Here is an 18,321-nt window from a genome sequence, read left to right as displayed (position 1 = left end):
CGTTCAGGCCGGCTCGCGCACCCGCAGCAGCGCGCGCGCATGGCCTTCGAGTTCCGCGGCGCGATGCGCGGCCGTGTGTTCCGACAGGATGCGCCGGCGGGCGCGCTCGCCCACGGCGCGGCGCTCCGCGTCCGGCAGGTCGCGCAGCAGCGCCAGCACCTCTTCGGGCGTGTCGGCCAGGAAAATTTCCTCGCCCGGGACCAGCAGCGACTCGATGCCGTCCCAGCGGTCGCTCACGATGGGCGTGCCGCAGGCCGCGGCCTCGAAGATGCGCACGCTGGGCGACCAGCCGGCGCGGATCATGTCGGCCCGCGTGACGTTGAGCGTGAAGCGCTGCCGGTTGTAGAAGGCGCGGTGCTGCGCCGGCGGCAGGTGCGCCGTGTAGCGCACGTTGGGCGGCCACGCGATGCCTTCGGAGTACTGCGCCCCCGCGACCTCGAAGCGCCCCGCGGACCAGCGCCGCGCCGGCTCCAGCAGCAGGGCTTCAAGCGTCGGCTGGCGGTCGTCGCTGTAGGTGCCCATGTAGCCGAGGTCGCAATCCTGCGCCACGGCTTCGGGATGGTAGACCTCGGGATCGACGGAGCAATAGAGCACGCGCGCGGCGGGCGAGCCGAACTCGCGCTCCAGCCGTTCGAGCGTCGGTCCGCCGGTGAACGACAGGTACAGGTCGTAGCCCGCGACCTGGCGCGCCGCCAGGTACGGCGTACCGCCGCTGCGCGCGAGCGCCGCCAGCGTGACGGGCGTGTCGATGTCGTAGAAGGCGCTGCGGCCCGGCGCCTGGGATTGCACCCAGTCGCCCACGGCCACGCCGTCCGGCACGAAGGAGCCGACGATCACCAGGTCCGCCGCCGCGATGTCCGCTGCATGGTCGCGCTGTAATCCGGCCAGGTCGGTGTACAGCGCGGTGCGCCCGAACGGCGGCTCGGGCAGGTCGCGGTGCCCGGCGTACCAGGGCACGTCGCGTTCGAGAAACAGCACGTCGTGCCCGCGCCGCGCCAGCTCGCGCACCAGGCCGCGGTAGGTGGTGGCGTGGCCATTGCCCCACGATGAGGTGATGGAGAGACCGAGGATGACGATGCGAAGGGCCGTGGTGCTCATGCGGTCACCCCCAGCGGGCGCACGGCATCGCGGCCTTCGAGCAGCGCCTCCAGTTGCGCGGCGCGGTGCGCATAGGTGTGCTCGGCCAGCACGCGCCGCAACGCGGCATCGCCGATGCGGCGGGCCTTTTCCATGTCGAGCGCGCACACATGGGCCGCCACTTCCTCGGCGTTGGCGGCCACCAGCACTTCCTTTCCGGGTTCGAGGAAGTAATCGATGCCTTCCCACGCGTCGGTGATCACGCAGGCGCCGGCGCCGGCTGCTTCGAACACCCGCGTGGCCGGCGAGAAGCCGTAGCGCGCCATGCTCTCGCGGCTGATGTTCAGCACGGCCTTGGGCGAACGGTTGAACGCGTTGTGGTCGGCCGTGTAGACGTGGCCGAGGTGGCGCACGTTGGCCGGCAGCGCCTTGTCGCCCCAGCCGCTGCCGCCCAGCAGGAAATAGCGCCCGGGCGACAGGGTGGCCGCACGCAGGAGGAACTCGTCCACGCGCGCTTCGCGATCGGGCAGGCGGTTGCCGAGGAAGCCGAGGTCGGCCACGTAGCGAAGGTCCGCGCCCACCTTGTAGTGGGTGGTGGGATCGAGCGCGTTGTAGATCGGCGTGCACTCGCGCGCGCCCAGGCGCCGGTAGGCCTGCACCACGCGATCGCCGCCGCCATAGGTCAGCACCATGTCGTAGCGCGGGATCAGCGCATGGAAGGGGTCGCTGGGGTTGGCCTGCAGGCGGTCGAGCGTGGCGGGCGCATCGACGTCCCAGAAGATGACGCGCGTGGACGGGCCTTGCAGGTCGAGCACGCCTTTCTCGAGCGCCGCGTCGAACACGCCCACGCCGCTGGCCTTGATCACCAGGTCGGCGCCGCGAGCCTCCTTGAGCGTTTGCAGCGCGTCGCAATCGTTCCTGCCGTAGTAGACGATCACCTCGGCCCAATCGGGCGTCTCGATGTCGCGATGCTGCTGGCGGCCGAAGGCGTCGGGCTCGAAGAAGCGCACCCGGTGGCCCCGCTCGTGCATCGAGCGCACGATGCCGCGGTAGTAGGTGGCGGCGCCGTTCCAGTAGGCCGAGACGAGGCTCGAGCCGAAGATGGCGATGTCCAGTTTTTTCTTCATGCGGCAATGCTCCGGAGGTGGATGGGTTGGGCTTCGAGTTCGGCATGGATGGCCAGCAGTTCGTCGACGCGATGCGCGCAGGTGTGGCGCGCGAGCACCGTGTCCAGGCCCTGCTCGCGCAGTGCGCGCGCCAGGTCCCTGTCGTGCAGCACGTCGCGCAGCCTCTGCCGCATCGCCGCACCGTCGTTCGCCACCAAAAAATCGCGGCCCGGCGTGAACAAATCCTCGGCGTCGTGCCAGGGTGCGCAGACCAGCGGAATGCCACAGGCCAGCGCTTCGAACACGCGGATGGTCGGGATACCCGGCAGCGCCTCGACGTACGGCCTGCGCGGCACATGGACCGTGACGCGATGACACGAAAAGACTGTCGGCGCCCGATAATTCGGCAGCCAGCCAGCATAGCGGATACCGGCCGCGCGAAGCCGCTCCAGCGCGCGGTCCGGATAGCGCACGCCATGCACGCGCGCCTTCAGGCCGAGGTCGCGCACGGGGCCCAGCAGGAACTCGTCGAGCTCCGCTTCGCGCTCGCCGTCGCCCCAGTTGCCGATCCACACGAGGTCGCCCTCCTCCGCCTCGTTCGTGAGCGGATGGAAGTGCCGCGTATCGGCCGCCTCGTGCCACGTCCAGGCGCGGCGCGCCCAGCCCTTGCGGCGGTACAGGTCGCGGATCACGTTGCCGAAGGCCAGCACGCCGTCGTAGTGCGAGAGGTCGTAGGCCGCCATGCTCTTCTCGTCGGTCACGCTGCGGTGGTGCGTGTCGTGGAAGAACAGCCGGTAGCGCCCGCCGCCATGGCGATGCAGGCCGATGCGGCGCACCAGCGCGTGGTCGTTCCATTCGTGCACCAGCACCACGTCGGCGCCCTCCAGCGCCACGTCGAGATCGAGCGTTGCGGGGTCGCAGGCGGTGCTGTGCAGTTCCGGATACACGCGCGCGAACGCCTCGATCGGCGCATGGCCGTGCTCGGCTTCGAGGTTGACGCGACTCCATGCATCACGCGGCTCGTACACCGCGAGCTCATGGCCGCGCGCCAGCAGTTCGCTGCAGATGCCGCGCAGGAAATGTGCGTTGCCGTGGTTCCAGTCGGACACGAGCGAATGGCAGAACATCACGAAGCGCATGCGGACTCCTCGGGTTTGCGGCGCGGGCGCGCAGCGGTTGCCGCACCCGGCGCGAGCAGCCGCGCGTAGGCCGACAGATAGGCATCGACCATGCGCCCGGGCGTGAAGCGGCGCGCACGGTCCAGGGCCTTGCAGCCCATCTCCTGCAGCAGCGCCGGCTCGCCGATCAATCGCATCAGCGCCGCATGCAGCGCATCGTGGTCGTCGGGCGGCACATACAGCGCGGCGTCGTCCCAGACTTCGCGCAGGCTCGGAATGTCGCCCAGCACGAGCGCACAGCGGGACAGGCCGGCCTCGAGCGCCGACAGCCCGAAGGGTTCGTAGCGCGCGGGCAAGGCATAGATCGAGGCGCGCGCGAACCGCGCGGCGAGCGCATCGGGCGCCAGCTCGCCGAGCCACTGCACGCCCGGCGGCATGGCGGTCTCGCGTGCGGCGGCGCCCGGCGGCGATGCGGGCCCGGCCACGCACACAGGCCATGGCAAGCGCGCGCCGACCGCCTGCAGCGCGGCGATGTTCTTGGCCGCGTCCCACAGCCGGCCGGCCGAGAGCACCAGGGGCTCCTTCGCGCCGGGTGCGAACATCGTGCCACTGCGGCCGTTCGGCAGGACGCAGCCTCCCGCCGCATAGCCGTAGTCCAGCGCCAGCGAGGAGAGCATCGCCGCGGTCGGTGCGCCGACCAGGCCGGCGCCGTCGAGTCCCTGCCGCACCGCATGGCGGTAGGTGTTCCATTCGGCGGGCGCGGGCTGGCCGTGCACCGCACGCCACCACGAGGCCACGCAGGAATGCGCGACCACGAGCCTCGGCGCGGCGAACGGCAACGCGCCGAAGGCGAACTGGTTCAGGTGCACGATGTCCGGGCGCACGGCCGCTTCGAGCCCGAGCAGCCAATCGCCGGCACGCCGCACGTCTTCCCACGGCGCGTCCATCCATTCGAGCCGCCAATGGCCCTCGTGCATTTCCACAGTGGAAAGCGCCGCCGCCTGCCGGCGCTGCACCGGCGTGAGCGGCGCGCCCATGGTGGCCAGCGACACGCGCACGCCGCGCTCGCCGAGCGCAGCGGCGAGCTCCAGCGCATGGCTCCAGACGCCGCCCACCGTGTCGGCGGTCATCAGCACATGGCGCGGGCGTTCAGCGTTCATAGATGGCATCCAGCACCGCCGCGACTTCTTCGAGGCGTTCGATCCGGGGATCGAATGCGCCGCCGTTCGCAAGCGCGCGCGCCCAGTGCACGGCCGCGCGTCCGCCCCAGTCGTCGGGCGGCGACGCGAGCGGCGTGGTGCGCGTGCCCTCGAAGCGCTCGGCGACGAAGTCGTAGAAGGAACCGCCGACGTTGCGGAATGCCGCGCCGCCGCGCGTGCCATGGAAGCTCGCCTCAATCACGGCGTCGCGCCCGGCCGGCAGGTTCCAGGAGCACGCGAGCCGCACCACGGCGCCGCCCGCGAGATCGATCTGCGCCACGGCATGGTCTTCGACCACCGAGGACGAAGGCAGCACGAGGCGCCGGCCTGCCGCATGCAGGCGGCTCGACACCGCCGCCACGCGCGGAAAGCCCAGGGTCCAGAGTGCGAGGTCGATCATGTGGATGCCCAGGTCGATCACGCAGCCGCCGCCCGAAAGCACGGGGTCGCGAAACCAGGGCTTGTCGGGCCCGTAGGCGTTGTGGAATACAAGGTCGACGGCGTAGACCTCGCCGATCTCCCCGGCCGACACGAGGTCGCGGATGCGCTGCATGCCGGCAGTGCGGCGGTACGACAGGTCCACGTCCAGCAGCCGGTTCGCGCGCCGGGCCGCCTCGATCACGCCGCGGGTCTCGGCGGCGGTGCGCGCGAGCGGCTTCTGGCAGAACACCGCCAGGCCGCGTGCGAGCGCCGCCTCGGCCTGCTGCGCATGCAGGGCGCTGGGCGTGGCGATCACGATGCCGTCGAGCGCATGGTCCAGCAGCGCATCGAGCGAATCCAGGCGCAACGCGCCGGGCGCGAGCGCAGACGCGGCTTCGGAGGTCCGGGCATCGGCGTCCGCCACGGCCGCGATCTCGGCGCAACCGTCGCGTGCAATGGCTTCCATGCGGTTGCGGCCGATCCATCCCACGCCAAGAAAACCCAGTCTCGGCTTGCGCAGCCGCCCAGCCGATTCGCCTTCGGCGCCGCGAGCCGGCACCATGCCCAGCGCGTCCATGGCGTTCGGCGCCCTCATGTCGTCACCACCGCTTTGAGGAAACCGTCGGGCCGGGTGCGCGTGAGTTCGAGTGCCTCGCCGAGCCGGTCGAGCGGCAGGCGGTGCGTGAAGAGCGGCGCGGGGTCCAGCACGCCCGCCGCCATCATGTCGACGGCTTCGCGGATGCCCTGCACGTACATGCGCGGGTCGCGTTCGTGGGCATTGACCACGTCGATGCCGCGCCAGTTCCACATCTGCATGTTCACCTGGCGCGTGCCGTCCTGGTGATAGCCGGCGACCACGAGCCGCCCGCGCTCGCCGGTGAGCTCGCCGGCCAGGTCCAGCGGCCACTGCAGCCCGACCGCCTCGATGGTGCGCTCGCACATCGACCCGCCCGTGAGGCGCTTCACTTCATCGAGGATGCGCCAGTGGTCGTCCATCGCGATGGTGTGCGCGGCGCCGGCCTGGCGCGCCACGTCCAGCGCAAAGGGCCGGCGCGAGATGGCGATGACCCGCGCCCCCGCCTGCGCGGCAAGCCGTGTGAGGATCGCGCCGAGAAAGCCGATGCCGACGATCGCCACCGTCTGTCCGGCCTGGATGCCGCTGCGGCGGAAGATGTTGACCGCGCAGCCCAGCGGCTCGCCGGGCATGGCCACGCCGGCCAGCGATGCAGGCAGCGGCACCACCGCGCCGGCATCGGCCACGTCGTACTCGGCATGCGCACGGTAGGTGAGCGCGGCCACGCGGTCGCCGATGGCAAGGCCTTCGACGCCCTCCCCCACTGCCGCCACGCGGCCCCAGCCCTCGTGTCCCGGCGCACCCGCGGGCTGCGGGTAGTCGAACCATTCGCGGCCCTCCCACAGCGGCAGGCTGGAAGCGCAGACCCCCGAGCCTTCGAGCTGCAGAAGCACCTGCCCGGCGCCCGGCTCGGGTCTTTCCACACGCTGCAGGATGGCTTGTCCTGGCGAGGCGATGACACTCGCGAACATGCTCACCTCCCGGTCAACGCGAACAGCGGGCGCCGCTGGCCGGCCTTGCGCGCCGGCGCCGGCTGGGCCCGCATCTGCTGCAGCCAGCGGTGCAGCCGCTCGATGCCCTCCTTCGCGCCGACCGCGGGCCGCCAGCCCGTGGCGGCCTCGAAGCTGCGCGTGTCGGACACGTAGTAGCGCTGGTCGCCGGTGCGCCAGTCCTCGTGCGCCGTCGTGGGGCGCCGGCCCTCGAGCCGCTCGATCTGGTCGAGCAGGTCCAGCAGGCTGATCACGTTGCGCGGGCCGCCGCCGATGTTGAAGGCGCCGCCCGCCAGCTTGCCGATGTGGTGCTGCGCGAGCACGAAGGCATCGACGAGGTCGTCGACGAACAGGATGTCGCGCACCTGCCTGCCGTCGCCGAACAGCGTGATGGGCTCGCCGTCGAGTGCGCGCAGCAGGAAGTGCGCCACCCAGCCCTGGTCCTCGGTGCCGAACTGGCGCTGCCCGTAGATGCAGCTCATGCGGAACACCACGGTCTTCATGCCGTAGCTGCGCGCGTAGTCGTGCACGTACTGGTCGGCCGTGCCCTTGGAGCAGCCGTAGGGGCTGTGGAAGTCGAGCGGCCGCGCCTCGGAAATGCCGTGGCTCGCGATGTCCTCCGCCACCGGCTGGTAGCGCTGGCCCTCAAGTTCCAGCACGACGTCTTCCAGGCCGCCGTAGACCTTGTTCGTCGAGGTCATGAGCACCGAGGGCGGCACCCGCTGCGCGCGCGCCGCCTCGAGCACGTTGAGCGTGCCCAGCGCATTGACCGCGAAGTCCTCGCGCGGATCGGCCAGGCTGGTCGTGACCGCCACCTGCGCGGCGAAATGAAAGACATGGTCGGCCCGCGCCACGGCGCGTTCCACGGCCGCGGCATCGCGGATGTCCGCCACCATCACGTCGAGCCCGGCCGCATGGTTCTCTTCGAGCCACGCGAGATTGCGCTCCACGCCCGGACGCGAGAGGTTGTCGAGCACCAGCACACGGCGGCCTTCCGACAGCAGCCGGTGCGCCAGGTTGGCGCCGACGAAGCCTGCGCCACCGGTGATGAGCGTGACACGGTCCTTGCCGTCGAGGGCGCGCCGGGAAGGGAGCACTGCGTCCCGGCTGTTCATATGGCCAACCCGCGCGCGGAAAGCTCTGCGCTCGCTTGCGCCACACGGTCCACCGCGGCCTGCCCTTCGAGCCAGGCCGCGAGCTCGGCCAGGCCGTCTTCCAGGCTCACGCGGGGCGAGTAGCCGAGCACGCGCCGCGCCTTGGAGATGTCGGCATAGCAATGCCGTATGTCGCCGACGCGGTACTTGCCGGTGATCTCCGGCATGAGGTTTTCCTTGCCGACGGCCTCGGCCACGCGCTGCGCGATGTCGCGCACGCTGTAGGCCTCGCCGCTTCCGATGTTGAACACCTCGCCGGCGGCCGCGGGCATCTCGAGCGCGAGCCGCGAAGCACGCGCGATGTCGTAGACGCTCACGAAGTCGCGCTGCTGCCAGCCGTCCTCGAAGATCTTCGGCGGGCTGCCGTTCAGCAGCCGCGAGGCGAAGATCGCGAGCACGCCGGTGTAGGGATTGGACAGCGCCTGGCGCGGCCCGTAGGCGTTGAAGAAGCGCAGCGCCGCGGTGGGAATGTTGTAGGCGCGGCCGATCATCAGGCACATGCGCTCCTGGTCGAACTTGGACAGCGCATACACCGACGCCAGCGCCGGCGCCTTGTCTTCCGGCGTGGGCGCGGGCACCAGGGCCACGCCGTCCTCGTCGCGCCACTCCCAGTCGCCACGCCGCAGCTGCTCCAGCGTGCGCTCCTGCACGGTGCGAAGCTCGCCGGCCGCGGTGCGGTAGAGCCCTTCGCCATAGAGGCTCATGCTCGAGGCCACGATCAATTTCTTCACCGGCCGCTCGATGAGCGCCTCGAGCAGCACGGCGGTACCGAGGTTGTTGATGCGCGTGTAGTGCGCCACCTCGTACATGCTCTGCCCCACGCCCACGGCCGATGCGAAGTGGTAGACCGCATCGATGCCCTCGAGCGCCTTGCGCACCGCCGCGGCATCGCACACATCGCCGACGGCGAGTTCCACATCCGCTTCGAGATAGTCGGGCCTTCGTCCGCTGTCGCCGTGCACCTGCGGCGCAAGGTTGTCGAGGACGCGGACCCGGTAGCCGTGGGAGAGGAGTTCGTCCGCAAGATGCGAGCCGATGAAGCCGGCGCCGCCGGTGATGAGGATGTGCTGCGACATGAAGACCCTTTTTCTTCGAGTTCAGATCCGCCGTCGGGGCGCCGGGAGTGAGCTCCACATGCTTTTCCAACGCCTTGGCGAGCCTTGAAATTCGTCGAAAGGATGCCGCGTCCATGTGCGAAGGTACTTACCTGTGTGTAGGCGCGATGCCCTGTTACTCCACTGCAGAGTTGGCTCTGTGCATTGAAGCGATTTCGCGTGCGCGCCGCGCGCAAAACCGGCGTAGATTGGCGAGCAACAAAGCGTCCATGCTGCTTCGCGCGCTCGCAGCGGCATTCAAGAAAAAGGGTTCCAGCATGAACAAGATACGTGTCGCAATCGTCGGTGTGGGCAACTGCGCCTCCTCGCTCGTTCAGGGCGTCCAGTTCTATGGCAACGCCGAGGGCAGCGACTTCATTCCCGGGCTGATGCACCTGGACCTCGCGGGCTATCGCCCGTCGGACATCGAGTTCAGCGCGGCCTTCGACGTGCATGCGCACAAGGTCGGCCGCGACCTCGGCGAAGCCATCTATGCGGAGCCCAACAACACCATCCGCTTTGCCGATGTGCCCAGGCTCGGCGTCACGGTGCAGCGCGGCCCTGTGCACGACGGCATCGGCACCTACCTGAAGGACGTGGTGCCGCTCGCACCGGGCAAGGCCCGGAACGTCGCAAAGATCCTGAAGGAGACGCGCACCGACGTGGTGGTGTCCTACCTGCCGGTGGGCTCCGAGAAGGCCACGCAGTGGTATGCGGAGCAGGTGCTGGAAGCGGGCTGCGCCTTCGTCAATTGCGTGCCGGTGTTCATCGCCTCGCGGCCCGAATGGGAGCGGCGCTTTGCCGAGCGCGGCCTGCCCATCATCGGCGACGACATCAAGTCGCAGGTGGGCGCCACCATCGTGCACCGCATCCTCACCGACCTGTTCAGGAAGCGCGGCGTGCGGCTCGACCGCACCTACCAGCTGAACTTCGGCGGCAACACCGACTTCCTCAACATGCTGGAGCGCGAGCGGCTGCTGTCCAAGAAGATCTCGAAGACGCAGGCCGTGACCAGTCAGCTGGGGCACCCCATGAAGGGCTCCGACGTGCACGTGGGGCCGAGCGACCACGTGCCGTGGCTGGCCGACCGCAAGTGGTGCTACATCCGCATGGAGGGCACGACCTTCGGCAACGTGCCGCTGCAGTGCGAGGTCAAGCTCGAGGTGTGGGATTCGCCGAACTCGGCCGGCGTGGTGATCGACGCAGTGCGCTGCGCGAAGCTCGCGATGGACCGGGGCGTGGGCGGCGCGGTGCTCGCGCCTTCGAGCTACTTCATGAAGTCGCCGCCGCAGCAGTTCACCGACGACGAGGCCCGCGAACTGGTCGAGGCTTTCATCCGCGGCGACGCCGAAGCCGCCGCGCCGCCCGTGCCGCGGCCGCGCATGCACCAGCCCGCCGCACGTCACGCCAAGGGGAGCAAGCTCGCATGATCGAGGCGGTCAAGTTCTGGAACGAACCCAACAACAAGTCGCACTGGGACCTCGAACTCGACCCCGGCTGGTCGGCCTACTCGCAGATGGTCAAGTTGGCCTCGCAGGCGGTGCGCGCCGAGAACGCCACGCTCACGCAGGTGCTGGGCGGGATCTCGCCGATCGATGCGCACTTCATGGCGGGGCTGCGCGACCGCGGCGTGCTCGACGGTCTCGATGCGGTCGCGGTGCACGGCTTTCCGCTCGACTGGAACAACTGGCAGATCCACGAGTGGCCCACGCGCATCGCGGAGATCGAAGCCGTCACGCACCTGCCGGTGTGGGTGACCGAGGTCGGCGTCTCGACCTTCGGCGCCGAGGAGGTACAGGAGTTCGGCCTCAGGCGAACGGCCGAACTGCTGATCGGCCGCGTGCCGCGCATCTACTGGTATTCGCTGTACGACCTGCCGCAGGCCTGGCCCGCCACCACGCGGCATCGCGAGGCCGAGGGCTCCAGCTACTACCGGCACTTCCACATGGGGCTGCTGCGCGAAGACGGCACGCCCAAGCGCGCGTGCGAGCAGTTCGCGGCCTGCACACCGGCCATGGGCATCTGCCAGTGGTTCCACTTCGAGGACCACCGCCTGGACGATGCGGTGCGATGGCTCGAGCGCCTGGGCGTGCGCCACCTGCGCACGGGCCTGAGCTGGGCCGACAGCTTTCGCCCGAACGCCGAGCAGTGGTTCGACCGCCAGATGCGCGCGATCGAAGATTTCGACGTCACGCTCACCTTCTGCTTCACGCCCGAGCACCGCGGCATCGCGCCGCACCACACGAGCCCGCCGCAGCAGCCGGAGGAGTTTGCCGAGTTCTGCGCGGCGATGGTCCGGCGCTACGCGTCCAGCCGGGCGTGCACGGTGATGCCGTTCGCCGATGCCGGCACCACGGCACCGCCGCGCGCGCCGGCACGCTGAACCACGGGAAGTTCGCCGGCCGAGAGCAGGCCGTCGAAGTACTCGATGGTCTTGCGCAGGCCCTCCTCCAGCTGCACGCTGGGCTGCCAGCCGAACATCTCCTTGGCGAGCCGGATGTCGGGCCGGCGCTGCAAGGGATCGTCCGACGGCAGCGGCGCGAACGCGAGCTTCGACGACGAGCCCGTGAGACGGATCACCAGCATCGCGAGCTCGCGCACGGTGAACTCCACCGGGTTGCCGATGTTCACCGGGCCCGCGCCTGTGCTGGACTCCATGAAGCGCTCGAGCCCCTCCACCAGGTCGTCGACGAAGCAGAAGCTGCGTGTCTGCAGGCCCTCGCCGTAGATGGTGATCGGATTGCCGCAAAGCGCCTGCACGATGAAGTTCGACACCACGCGGCCGTCCCGCGGATGCATGCGCGGACCATAGGTGTTGAAGATGCGCGCCACGCGGATGTCCACGCCGTGCTGGCGGTGGTAGTCGAAGAACAGCGTCTCGGCGCAGCGCTTGCCCTCGTCGTAGCAGCTGCGCACGCCGATGGGGTTGACCTTGCCCCAGTAGCTCTCGGGCTGCGGGTGCACGTCCGGGTCGCCATACACCTCGCTGGTCGAGGCCTGCAGGATGCGCGCATGCACGCGCTTGGCGAGGCCCAGCATGTTGATGGCGCCGTGCACGCTGGTCTTGGTGGTCTGCACCGGATCATGCTGGTAGTGCACCGGCGACGCGGGGCACGCGAGGTTGTAGACCTGGTCCACTTCCACGTACAGCGGCAGGGTCACGTCATGGCGCATGAGCTCGAAGTGCGGATTGCCGAGCAGGTGCTCCACGTTGCGCCGCGTGCCGGTGAAGAAGTTGTCCACGCACAGAACGTCGTGGCCCTGCGCCAGCAGGCGCTCGCACAGGTGGCTGCCCAGGAAGCCTGCGCCTCCGGTCACGAGGATGCGGCGTTGGGTGTTGTAGATGCGCATATCGTTCTCCTTGTTCCTTTTGTTCATTTACGCGCCGCACGGCGGGATCATTTCAGCGCCCGATGGCCAGGTAGTCGAAACCCTGCGAGCGGATCTCCGGGTCGTAGAGGTTGCGGCCATCGAAGATCAGCGGCTGGCGCAGCGCCGTCTTCAGCGCGCTGAAGCTCGGGCTCTTGAACGCCTTCCAGTCCGTGAGGACCACGAGCGCATCGGCGTCCTCGGCCGCCTGCATCGGGTTGTCGACATAGCTGAGGCGCGCCAGCAGCTCGGGCATGCCGTCGAGGTCGCTGGCAAGCACGCGGCGCGCCTCGGGGATGGCCACCGGATCGTGGGCGACCACCTCCGCCCCGCGCACCAGCAGGGCCTTGATCACGATGCGGCTCGGCGCTTCGCGCATGTCGTCGGTGTCGGGCTTGAAGGCCAGGCCCCAGATGCCGAAGCGCCGTCCGCGCAGGTCTTCGCCGAAGCGGCGCACGATCTTCTCGATCAGCACCAGCTTCTGGGCGTCGTTCACCGCGCGCACGGCCTCCAGCACGTGCAGCCGCTGGCCATGCGTGGCGGCGGTGTGCACCAGCGCCTGCACGTCCTTGGGAAAACAGCTGCCGCCGTAGCCCAGGCCCGCATAGAGAAAGCTGTAGCCGATGCGGGGATCGGAGCCGACGCCGCGGCGCACCTGCTCGATGTCGACGCCCACCTTCTCGGCGAGGTTGGCGAGTTCGTTCATGAAGCTGATGCGTGTGGCGAGCATCGCGTTGGCGGCGTACTTGGTGAATTCGGCCGCCTTCACGTCCATGTGGATCATGCGGTCGCGCTGGCGGTTGAACGGCGCATACAGGCGCGTCATCACCTCGCGCGCCTGGCGTCCCTCCTCGCCGGGTTCGGTTCCGACCACGATGCGGTCGGGCCGCATGAAGTCGTCGACCGCGGCGCCTTCCTTCAGGAACTCCGGGTTCGACACGATCGCCACGGGAACGCCGTGCAGGCCGCTGCCGGCCGCGTGGTCGCCATTGCTGCGCCGCTGCGACAACTCTTCCTCGATGGCGGCGCGCAGCTTGCCGGCAGTGCCCACCGGCACGGTCGACTTCTCCACCACCACCTTGAAGCCTTGCATGTGGCGCCCGATGCTGCGGCCCGCCGCGATCACGTACTGCAGATCGGCGCTGCCATCCTGGCCGGGCGGCGTGCCGGCCGCGATGAAGATCAGGTCGCCATGGTGCACGGCGCGCGCAACGTCGGTGGTGAAGTGCAGGCGCCCCGTGCGCACGTTGCGTTCGATGAGCTGCGGCAGTCCCTCTTCGTGGATCGGCACGCCACCCGACTGGAGGATCTCCACCTTGCGCTGGTCGACGTCGAAGCAGAAAACTTCATTGCCGAGCTCCGCCAGGCAGCTGCCCGTGACGAGACCCACATAGCCGGTACCGAGGACTGAGATTTTCATGAAAGGGGGCGGTGAAGTTCGCAGTTGCGTGTGGTGTAAGCGTGTTGAAAAAACCTAGCAGATTTTTTTCGGAGAAGGAACAGGACACCACCGTGGACCGAGGTTGATCCCATTGATGAGCAGGGCCTTGCCGCACACGCAGAAGCGAACGCCGACTGCACCGGGCACGCCGATTGCCGAGACACTCATCCGATGATGGCGATGAAGACGTGGAAACCCAATTTCAGCTGGATCACGCAGCAGCTCGCGGTGGGCGGCAGCTTTCCGTCCGAGCGCGCGCAAGAGCTTGCGAGTTCGTACGGCATCCGTGCGGTGGTCGACCTGCGCGAAGAGGCCAGGGACGACGAGGCCCTGCTCCAGCGGCACGGGATCACGCTGCTGCACCTGCCGACCGAGGACATGTGCGGCGTCGATGCTGCGCAGCTCGACCATGGCGTGGCCTTTGCCGATGCCGCGCTCGACCGCGGCGAACGCGTGCTGATCCATTGCGAGCACGGCATCGGCCGCTCGGCCACGCTCGCGCTCTGCGTGATGGTGTGGCGCGGCGAGGCGCCGCTGGATGCACTCGAACGCATGAAGAGCCGCAGGGCCCTGGTCTCGCCCTCGCCCGCGCAGTTCGCCTGCTGGAGCGAATGGCTGCGCCGCCATCGCGAACTTCAGCGCAAGGCCTGGGACATCCCCGATTTCGACGCGTTCCAGGCCATTGCATACCGCGACCTGCGGGGCCGCTGATGCTCGTCTATGGAGACGCCACGCGGCGGGAGCCGGTCGCGCGCAAGCTGGCGCGGCTGCGCACGCAGCTCGCGGCGGCGCGCGCCATGCCCCCCGGCATCGGGCGCCATGGCGTGCTCGTGGATGCCTTGATCGAGGCCGGCGAACTGGCACAAGGCCTCGCGGATGCGCGCTTCGAGGCCGAAGGAAAGCAGGATGCGCGTTCGCCCGAAACGGATGGCGCCATGGCATTGGCGATGGCCATGGCCGCGCTGTGCGCGAAGTCCTGGACCTCCGCTTTCTCAGGGCCCCTGCAAATGCTCGATGACCCGGTCACGCCGTGCGCGGCCGTGCTGCCTTCCATCGACATCGACGTGAAGCAGCCGGAAGGCTATGCGTTCTACGCGCTGTATCCCGAAAGCTACTTCGTCGCGGCGCAGCGGATGCAGCGCCGGCCCTGGCGCGTCATCGGGCTCCGAAGCATCGGCACCAGCCTGGCGGCCATGGTGGCGGTTGCACTGGGGGACCGCTCGCCCATCACCGTGCGGCCGACCGGCCACCCCTTCGATCGCCGTGTCGCCTGGCGCGGTGCACCGCTTTCGACGCGGGATGCGCATCACGCCATCGTCGACGAGGGGCCCGGTCTCTCGGGATCGTCGATGGCGGGCGTGGTGCGGCAGCTGCAGGGCGAAGGCGTGCCGCCGGAGCGCATCCATCTCTTTCCCGGCCACGGCAACGGGCCCGGCGCGCAGGCGAGCCCCGGCACGCGCGCGTTGTGGGCGCAGGCTCCGATGCATGGGGTGAGCACGGACGAACTGATCCTGCAGGCGGCCGATCCGGCCCATCGGCTGCAAAGCTGGGTCGAAGCCATCGTGGGCCCGCTGCACACGCCGCTCTTGGAAGTGACCGGCGGCGGATGGCGCGGTGCGCATGCAGGCGGCGAGCTTGCGCCGGCTCACCCGTGGCAGGAGCGCCGCAAGTTCCTGGCCCCCGCGCGCGACGGCAGCTGGCTCGTGAAGTTCATCGGGCTCGGACACGGCGCACGCGAGCGCTTCGGTTGCGCCAGGGCACTTGCGGAGGCGGGCTTCTCTCCCGCGGTGGCGGGGCTCTGCCACGGGTTCATGGTGGAGCGCTGGCACGGCGGCATGGCACCGCTCTCGGCGGGCCGCCTGGGTGACGCCGCCCTGCGTGCCCGGTTGGTCGCGCACCTGGCGCGCTACATCGCTTTCCGGGCCCGCACGTTTCCGGCGCCGGATGAAAGCGGCGCCTCCTTGCAGGCCTTGTGCGACATGGGCCGGCAGAACTGCAGCGAAGCCCTGGGCACCCACAGTGCGCATGCTTGGGACGGCTTCGCGCGCGACGCCACGCGGCTGGGGCATCGCGTGCAGCGCGTGCGCACCGACAACCGCATGCACGCATGGGAGTGGCTGGCGAGCAGCGCGGCCATCCTGAAGACCGATGCGGTGGACCATCACGCGGGCCACGACCTCGTCGGCTGCCAGGATCCGGCCTGGGACGTGGCAGGCGCCGCGGCCGAGTTCGGGCTTGCCGACTCCGAGGTGGCGCGGCTGCGCGACGGCCTCTTGCAAGAGGGCTGCGCGATCGACGCGGAACTGCTGGCCTTCTACATGCCCGCCTACCTCGCGTTCCAGCTCGGCCACTACGAAATGGCCGCGCAGGACGCCCGCGTTGCCGTCGAGCGGTCACGCCTCGCGGCCCAGCGCGAGCGCTATGCGTGCGCGTTGCGCCGTCATCTGGCACTGCGCTGAAGCCGCGCGCGAAAACCCCAGGAGGTGCTGCCGTGGTCCCCATGCAAAGCTATCGCTCCAAGGTGGCGGGGGTCTGGATCGTGCTGGCGCTTTCCTGCCTGCTGGCCTACATCGCGGCCCTGGCATTGCGCGGGCAAGACCCCGCCCTGTCGCATCTGATGCGCAGCCTTGCCACGGCCGTGGCCCTGGCCTTCGTCTGCATGGCGGTTCCGTGCCGCTATACGCTGCGGACCGAGGCGCTCAGCGTGCAGGCTGGCTTCTTCATTCGCCACATCCCGTACGCAGAGATCCTGGAAGCGACGCCGGCGCAAGGCTGGGCGTGGGCGCCGGCGCTGTCGTCCGACCGCATTCTTCTTCGCTGCGCCCATGGCGACTTGTGGGTGTCGCCGGTCCGGCAGCAGGAGTTCCTCGCCGACCTGCTCGAGCGATTGCCGGCGCGCCAGGCCCCGGGCCGCTTGTAGTCTGCGCAACCTGCCCACATGAGAAAGGTTCCTACGCAGCGCCAGCGAGGCCAACCGGAATCTTCGAGCCAGGTGGACAACACCAGCTCGACGACCTGGTTCACGTGGGTGCGAGTTTGGCGGCGGCCGTGGTGGCCGCCGCCTTTTTTGCGGGCATTTTCCTCTTGGTCGAAGATGACGACGCTTGATCTGCTGTTTGCGCGCGGTCCCCGGATGCGTCCGTTGCGGCGCGGCGTGGGTTTTGCCATTGTGGCGGTCGGCCTGGGCCTCCTCGCGTTCGAAGCGGTGGAAGCGATTGCGAGCGGCGATGCGCGCGTGCGCGGCGCCCTGGTGGGCGGCAGCCTTGCGGCACTGGCCACGGCGCTGGGCACGATCCCGGTGCTGCTGTCGCAGCAATTCTCCCAGCGCATCTACGACAGCATGCTGGGCTTCGGCGCGGGCGTGATGCTGGCGGCCACCTCGTTCTCGCTGGTGATTCCGGCCCTGCAGGCAGCGCGCTTGCAAGGTGCAGGGTCCTGGGGTGCGGGCGGCATCGTGGGTGCGGGCGTGCTGCTGGGTGCCGCACTGCTGCTGGCCATCGACCGGCTGGTGCCGCACGAGCACTTCGTGAAAGGACTGGAAGGTCCCAAGGCCATGAAATTGAAGCGGGTCTGGCTCTTCGTGCTGGCGATCGCGCTGCACAACCTGCCCGAAGGCCTGGCCATCGGCGTCGCCTTCGCGGGCTCCGATCCGGTGGCGGCCGGCGCGCTGGCGACCGGCATCTCGATCCAGGACGTTCCCGAAGGCATGGTGGTGGCGCTCGCGCTGCGCGGCGTGGGCTATGGGCGTCTCCTGTCCGTGGGCCTGGGCGTTGCATCGGGCCTGGTGGAACCCGCCATGGCCGTGCTGGGCGCGACCGTGGTCACGCTGATGGCCAGCCTGCTGCCGTGGGGGCTGGCGCTCGCAGCCGGGGCCATGCTGTTCGTCATCAGCCACGAGATCATTCCCGAATCCCACAGGCAAGGACACGAGGCGTTCGCGACCGGCGGATTGATGCTCGGCTTCGTGCTGATGATGGTGCTGGATACGGCGCTGGGCTGAGACCGAGGATGCCGGTCGTTCCAGAAGAACACGAAAGGAACATCCATGACCGCACTGGACCATTTGAACCTGGACGTCCTGCTGGCGCGCAGCGTGCTGCTGCGCGCAGACTACATGCGGGTGCAGAAGCGCATCAATGAAGCGCTCTCGCGCAGGAAGAGCGATGCCGCGAATGTCCCCGGCGACGAGGACTTCGACCAGCTCGTCAGGGCCATGAGCCGGTCGTTCTCGGCCGATGCGCGCTATCTCTCGAGCCTTTCCTGCGCGGTGCAGGGGATCATCGAGCGCGCGAAAGCAGCCGCCTGATCAGGCGCCGAGCGCGGGCTTGGCGATCATCAGCCAGAACAGCGCGAGGAAAAGAAAGAAGGCCGGCACGCCCAGTGCCACCCAGCACTTGAAGAAGAACCAGTAGCGCGGGCCCAGTGGCACGCCCTCGCGCGCCGCTTGGGCCGCCAGGTCGCGCAGCCGCATCTGCAGCCACACCACCGGCAGCCAGCACGCGATGGCCAGCGCATAGCAGGCCAGCGAGGCCATGAGCCACGGCGTGGACAGCGGCATGCCCATGCGGTGCACGAGCCAGAGCCCCGTGGCCGGCTGCAGCACGGCCGTGGTGGCGGTGAAAAGCCAGTCGGCGCGCACCACCATGCGCGACACCACCGCCACCGCCCGCACGTCGCGCGAGAGCGTGGTGGCCAGCAGGTAGAACGCCGATCCGATGCCGGTGCCGAACAGCAGGGTCGACGAGATCACGTGCACGTATTTCAGGACGAGGTATTCCAT

General features: G+C 69.3%; 18 protein-coding genes. 7 read left to right on the top strand and 11 right to left on the bottom strand.

Annotated elements, in window-relative coordinates:
• Positions 1 to 3: 3 nt before the first annotated feature.
• From ABID97_RS11910 to ABID97_RS11875, 8 genes are read right to left on the bottom strand one after another with little or no spacing between them, the layout of a single operon-like run.
• Positions 4 to 1,098 carry a CgeB family protein gene (locus ABID97_RS11910; RefSeq protein WP_354398680.1) on the bottom strand — a complete coding sequence of 365 codons (1,095 nt, stop codon included), beginning with the start codon at positions 1,096 to 1,098 and terminating at the stop codon, positions 4 to 6.
• On the bottom strand, positions 1,095 to 2,204 hold the full coding sequence (locus ABID97_RS11905) for a CgeB family protein (protein WP_354398679.1): 1,110 nt from the start codon (positions 2,202 to 2,204) through the stop codon (positions 1,095 to 1,097). Before ABID97_RS11905 ends, ABID97_RS11910 begins: the two co-directional genes overlap by 4 nt.
• Entirely contained in the window at positions 2,201 to 3,322 is a 1,122-nt protein-coding gene (locus ABID97_RS11900) for a CgeB family protein (RefSeq protein WP_354398678.1), read from the bottom strand. The genes ABID97_RS11905 and ABID97_RS11900 overlap by 4 nt, the downstream gene beginning before the upstream one ends.
• Entirely contained in the window at positions 3,310 to 4,461 is a 1,152-nt protein-coding gene (locus ABID97_RS11895; protein ID WP_354398677.1) for a glycosyltransferase family 4 protein, read from the bottom strand. The genes ABID97_RS11900 and ABID97_RS11895 overlap by 13 nt, the downstream gene beginning before the upstream one ends.
• The gene (locus ABID97_RS11890; protein WP_354398676.1) at positions 4,451 to 5,515 is read right to left on the bottom strand and encodes a Gfo/Idh/MocA family protein; all 1,065 of its coding nucleotides are present in this window, start codon (positions 5,513 to 5,515) and stop codon (positions 4,451 to 4,453) included. Before ABID97_RS11890 ends, ABID97_RS11895 begins: the two co-directional genes overlap by 11 nt.
• The gene (locus tag ABID97_RS11885) at positions 5,512 to 6,465 is read right to left on the bottom strand and encodes an MDR/zinc-dependent alcohol dehydrogenase-like family protein (RefSeq protein ID WP_354398675.1); all 954 of its coding nucleotides are present in this window, start codon (positions 6,463 to 6,465) and stop codon (positions 5,512 to 5,514) included. The genes ABID97_RS11890 and ABID97_RS11885 overlap by 4 nt, the downstream gene beginning before the upstream one ends.
• A 2-nt stretch (positions 6,466 to 6,467) precedes the next feature.
• Positions 6,468 to 7,598: an NAD-dependent epimerase/dehydratase family protein gene (locus ABID97_RS11880; protein WP_354398674.1), complete on the bottom strand. Its 1,131-nt coding sequence runs from the start codon at positions 7,596 to 7,598 to the stop codon at positions 6,468 to 6,470.
• Positions 7,595 to 8,713 (bottom strand): NAD-dependent epimerase/dehydratase family protein, encoded by a 1,119-nt coding sequence (locus ABID97_RS11875; RefSeq protein ID WP_354398673.1) that lies wholly within the window; start codon positions 8,711 to 8,713, stop codon positions 7,595 to 7,597. Before ABID97_RS11875 ends, ABID97_RS11880 begins: the two co-directional genes overlap by 4 nt.
• A gap of 296 nt (positions 8,714 to 9,009) precedes the next feature.
• On the opposite strand from ABID97_RS11875, the gene ABID97_RS11870 reads away from it, so the two are divergent.
• Both ABID97_RS11870 and ABID97_RS11865 read left to right on the top strand, forming a co-directional pair.
• The gene (locus ABID97_RS11870; protein ID WP_354398672.1) at positions 9,010 to 10,161 is read left to right on the top strand and encodes an inositol-3-phosphate synthase; all 1,152 of its coding nucleotides are present in this window, start codon (positions 9,010 to 9,012) and stop codon (positions 10,159 to 10,161) included.
• Positions 10,158 to 11,114 carry a glycoside hydrolase family protein gene (locus tag ABID97_RS11865; protein ID WP_354398671.1) on the top strand — a complete coding sequence of 319 codons (957 nt, stop codon included), beginning with the start codon at positions 10,158 to 10,160 and terminating at the stop codon, positions 11,112 to 11,114. Before ABID97_RS11870 ends, ABID97_RS11865 begins: the two co-directional genes overlap by 4 nt.
• Here ABID97_RS11865 and ABID97_RS11860 read toward each other — a convergent pair.
• Both ABID97_RS11860 and ABID97_RS11855 read right to left on the bottom strand, forming a co-directional pair.
• A complete protein-coding gene (locus tag ABID97_RS11860; RefSeq protein WP_354398670.1) occupies positions 11,033 to 12,082 on the bottom strand; it encodes a UDP-glucuronic acid decarboxylase family protein in 1,050 nt (349 codons plus the stop codon). The genes ABID97_RS11865 and ABID97_RS11860 overlap by 82 nt on opposite strands.
• Before the next feature lie 52 nt (positions 12,083 to 12,134).
• On the bottom strand, positions 12,135 to 13,520 hold the full coding sequence (locus ABID97_RS11855) for a UDP-glucose dehydrogenase family protein (protein WP_354398669.1): 1,386 nt from the start codon (positions 13,518 to 13,520) through the stop codon (positions 12,135 to 12,137).
• 201 nt (positions 13,521 to 13,721) lie between these two features.
• On the opposite strand from ABID97_RS11855, the gene ABID97_RS11850 reads away from it, so the two are divergent.
• The 5 genes from ABID97_RS11850 (at position 13,722) to ABID97_RS11830 (ending at position 17,847) form a co-directional block, all read left to right on the top strand.
• On the top strand, positions 13,722 to 14,252 hold the full coding sequence (locus ABID97_RS11850; RefSeq protein WP_354398668.1) for a protein-tyrosine phosphatase family protein: 531 nt from the start codon (positions 13,722 to 13,724) through the stop codon (positions 14,250 to 14,252).
• Positions 14,252 to 16,000, top strand: a complete 1,749-nt coding sequence (locus tag ABID97_RS11845) for a hypothetical protein (protein ID WP_354398667.1) — start codon at positions 14,252 to 14,254, stop codon at positions 15,998 to 16,000. The genes ABID97_RS11850 and ABID97_RS11845 overlap by 1 nt, the downstream gene beginning before the upstream one ends.
• A gap of 41 nt (positions 16,001 to 16,041) precedes the next feature.
• On the top strand, positions 16,042 to 16,461 hold the full coding sequence (locus tag ABID97_RS11840; RefSeq protein WP_354401740.1) for a PH domain-containing protein: 420 nt from the start codon (positions 16,042 to 16,044) through the stop codon (positions 16,459 to 16,461).
• A 174-nt stretch (positions 16,462 to 16,635) separates the two neighbouring features.
• Positions 16,636 to 17,541, top strand: coding sequence for a ZIP family metal transporter (locus tag ABID97_RS11835; protein WP_354398666.1), 906 nt, complete (start codon positions 16,636 to 16,638; stop codon positions 17,539 to 17,541).
• Between the two features lie 45 nt (positions 17,542 to 17,586).
• Positions 17,587 to 17,847, top strand: coding sequence for a hypothetical protein (locus tag ABID97_RS11830; RefSeq protein WP_354398665.1), 261 nt, complete (start codon positions 17,587 to 17,589; stop codon positions 17,845 to 17,847).
• On the opposite strand, the gene ABID97_RS11825 is transcribed toward ABID97_RS11830, so the two are convergent.
• The gene (locus ABID97_RS11825) at positions 17,848 to 18,321 is read right to left on the bottom strand and encodes a DUF2269 family protein (RefSeq protein ID WP_354398664.1); all 474 of its coding nucleotides are present in this window, start codon (positions 18,319 to 18,321) and stop codon (positions 17,848 to 17,850) included.

Source organism: Variovorax sp. OAS795 (genome assembly GCF_040546685.1).
Lineage (GTDB): Bacteria > Pseudomonadota > Gammaproteobacteria > Burkholderiales > Burkholderiaceae_C > Variovorax.
Note: the sequence above shows the minus strand (reverse complement) of the source record. Positions and strands in the feature narration are given on the sequence as shown.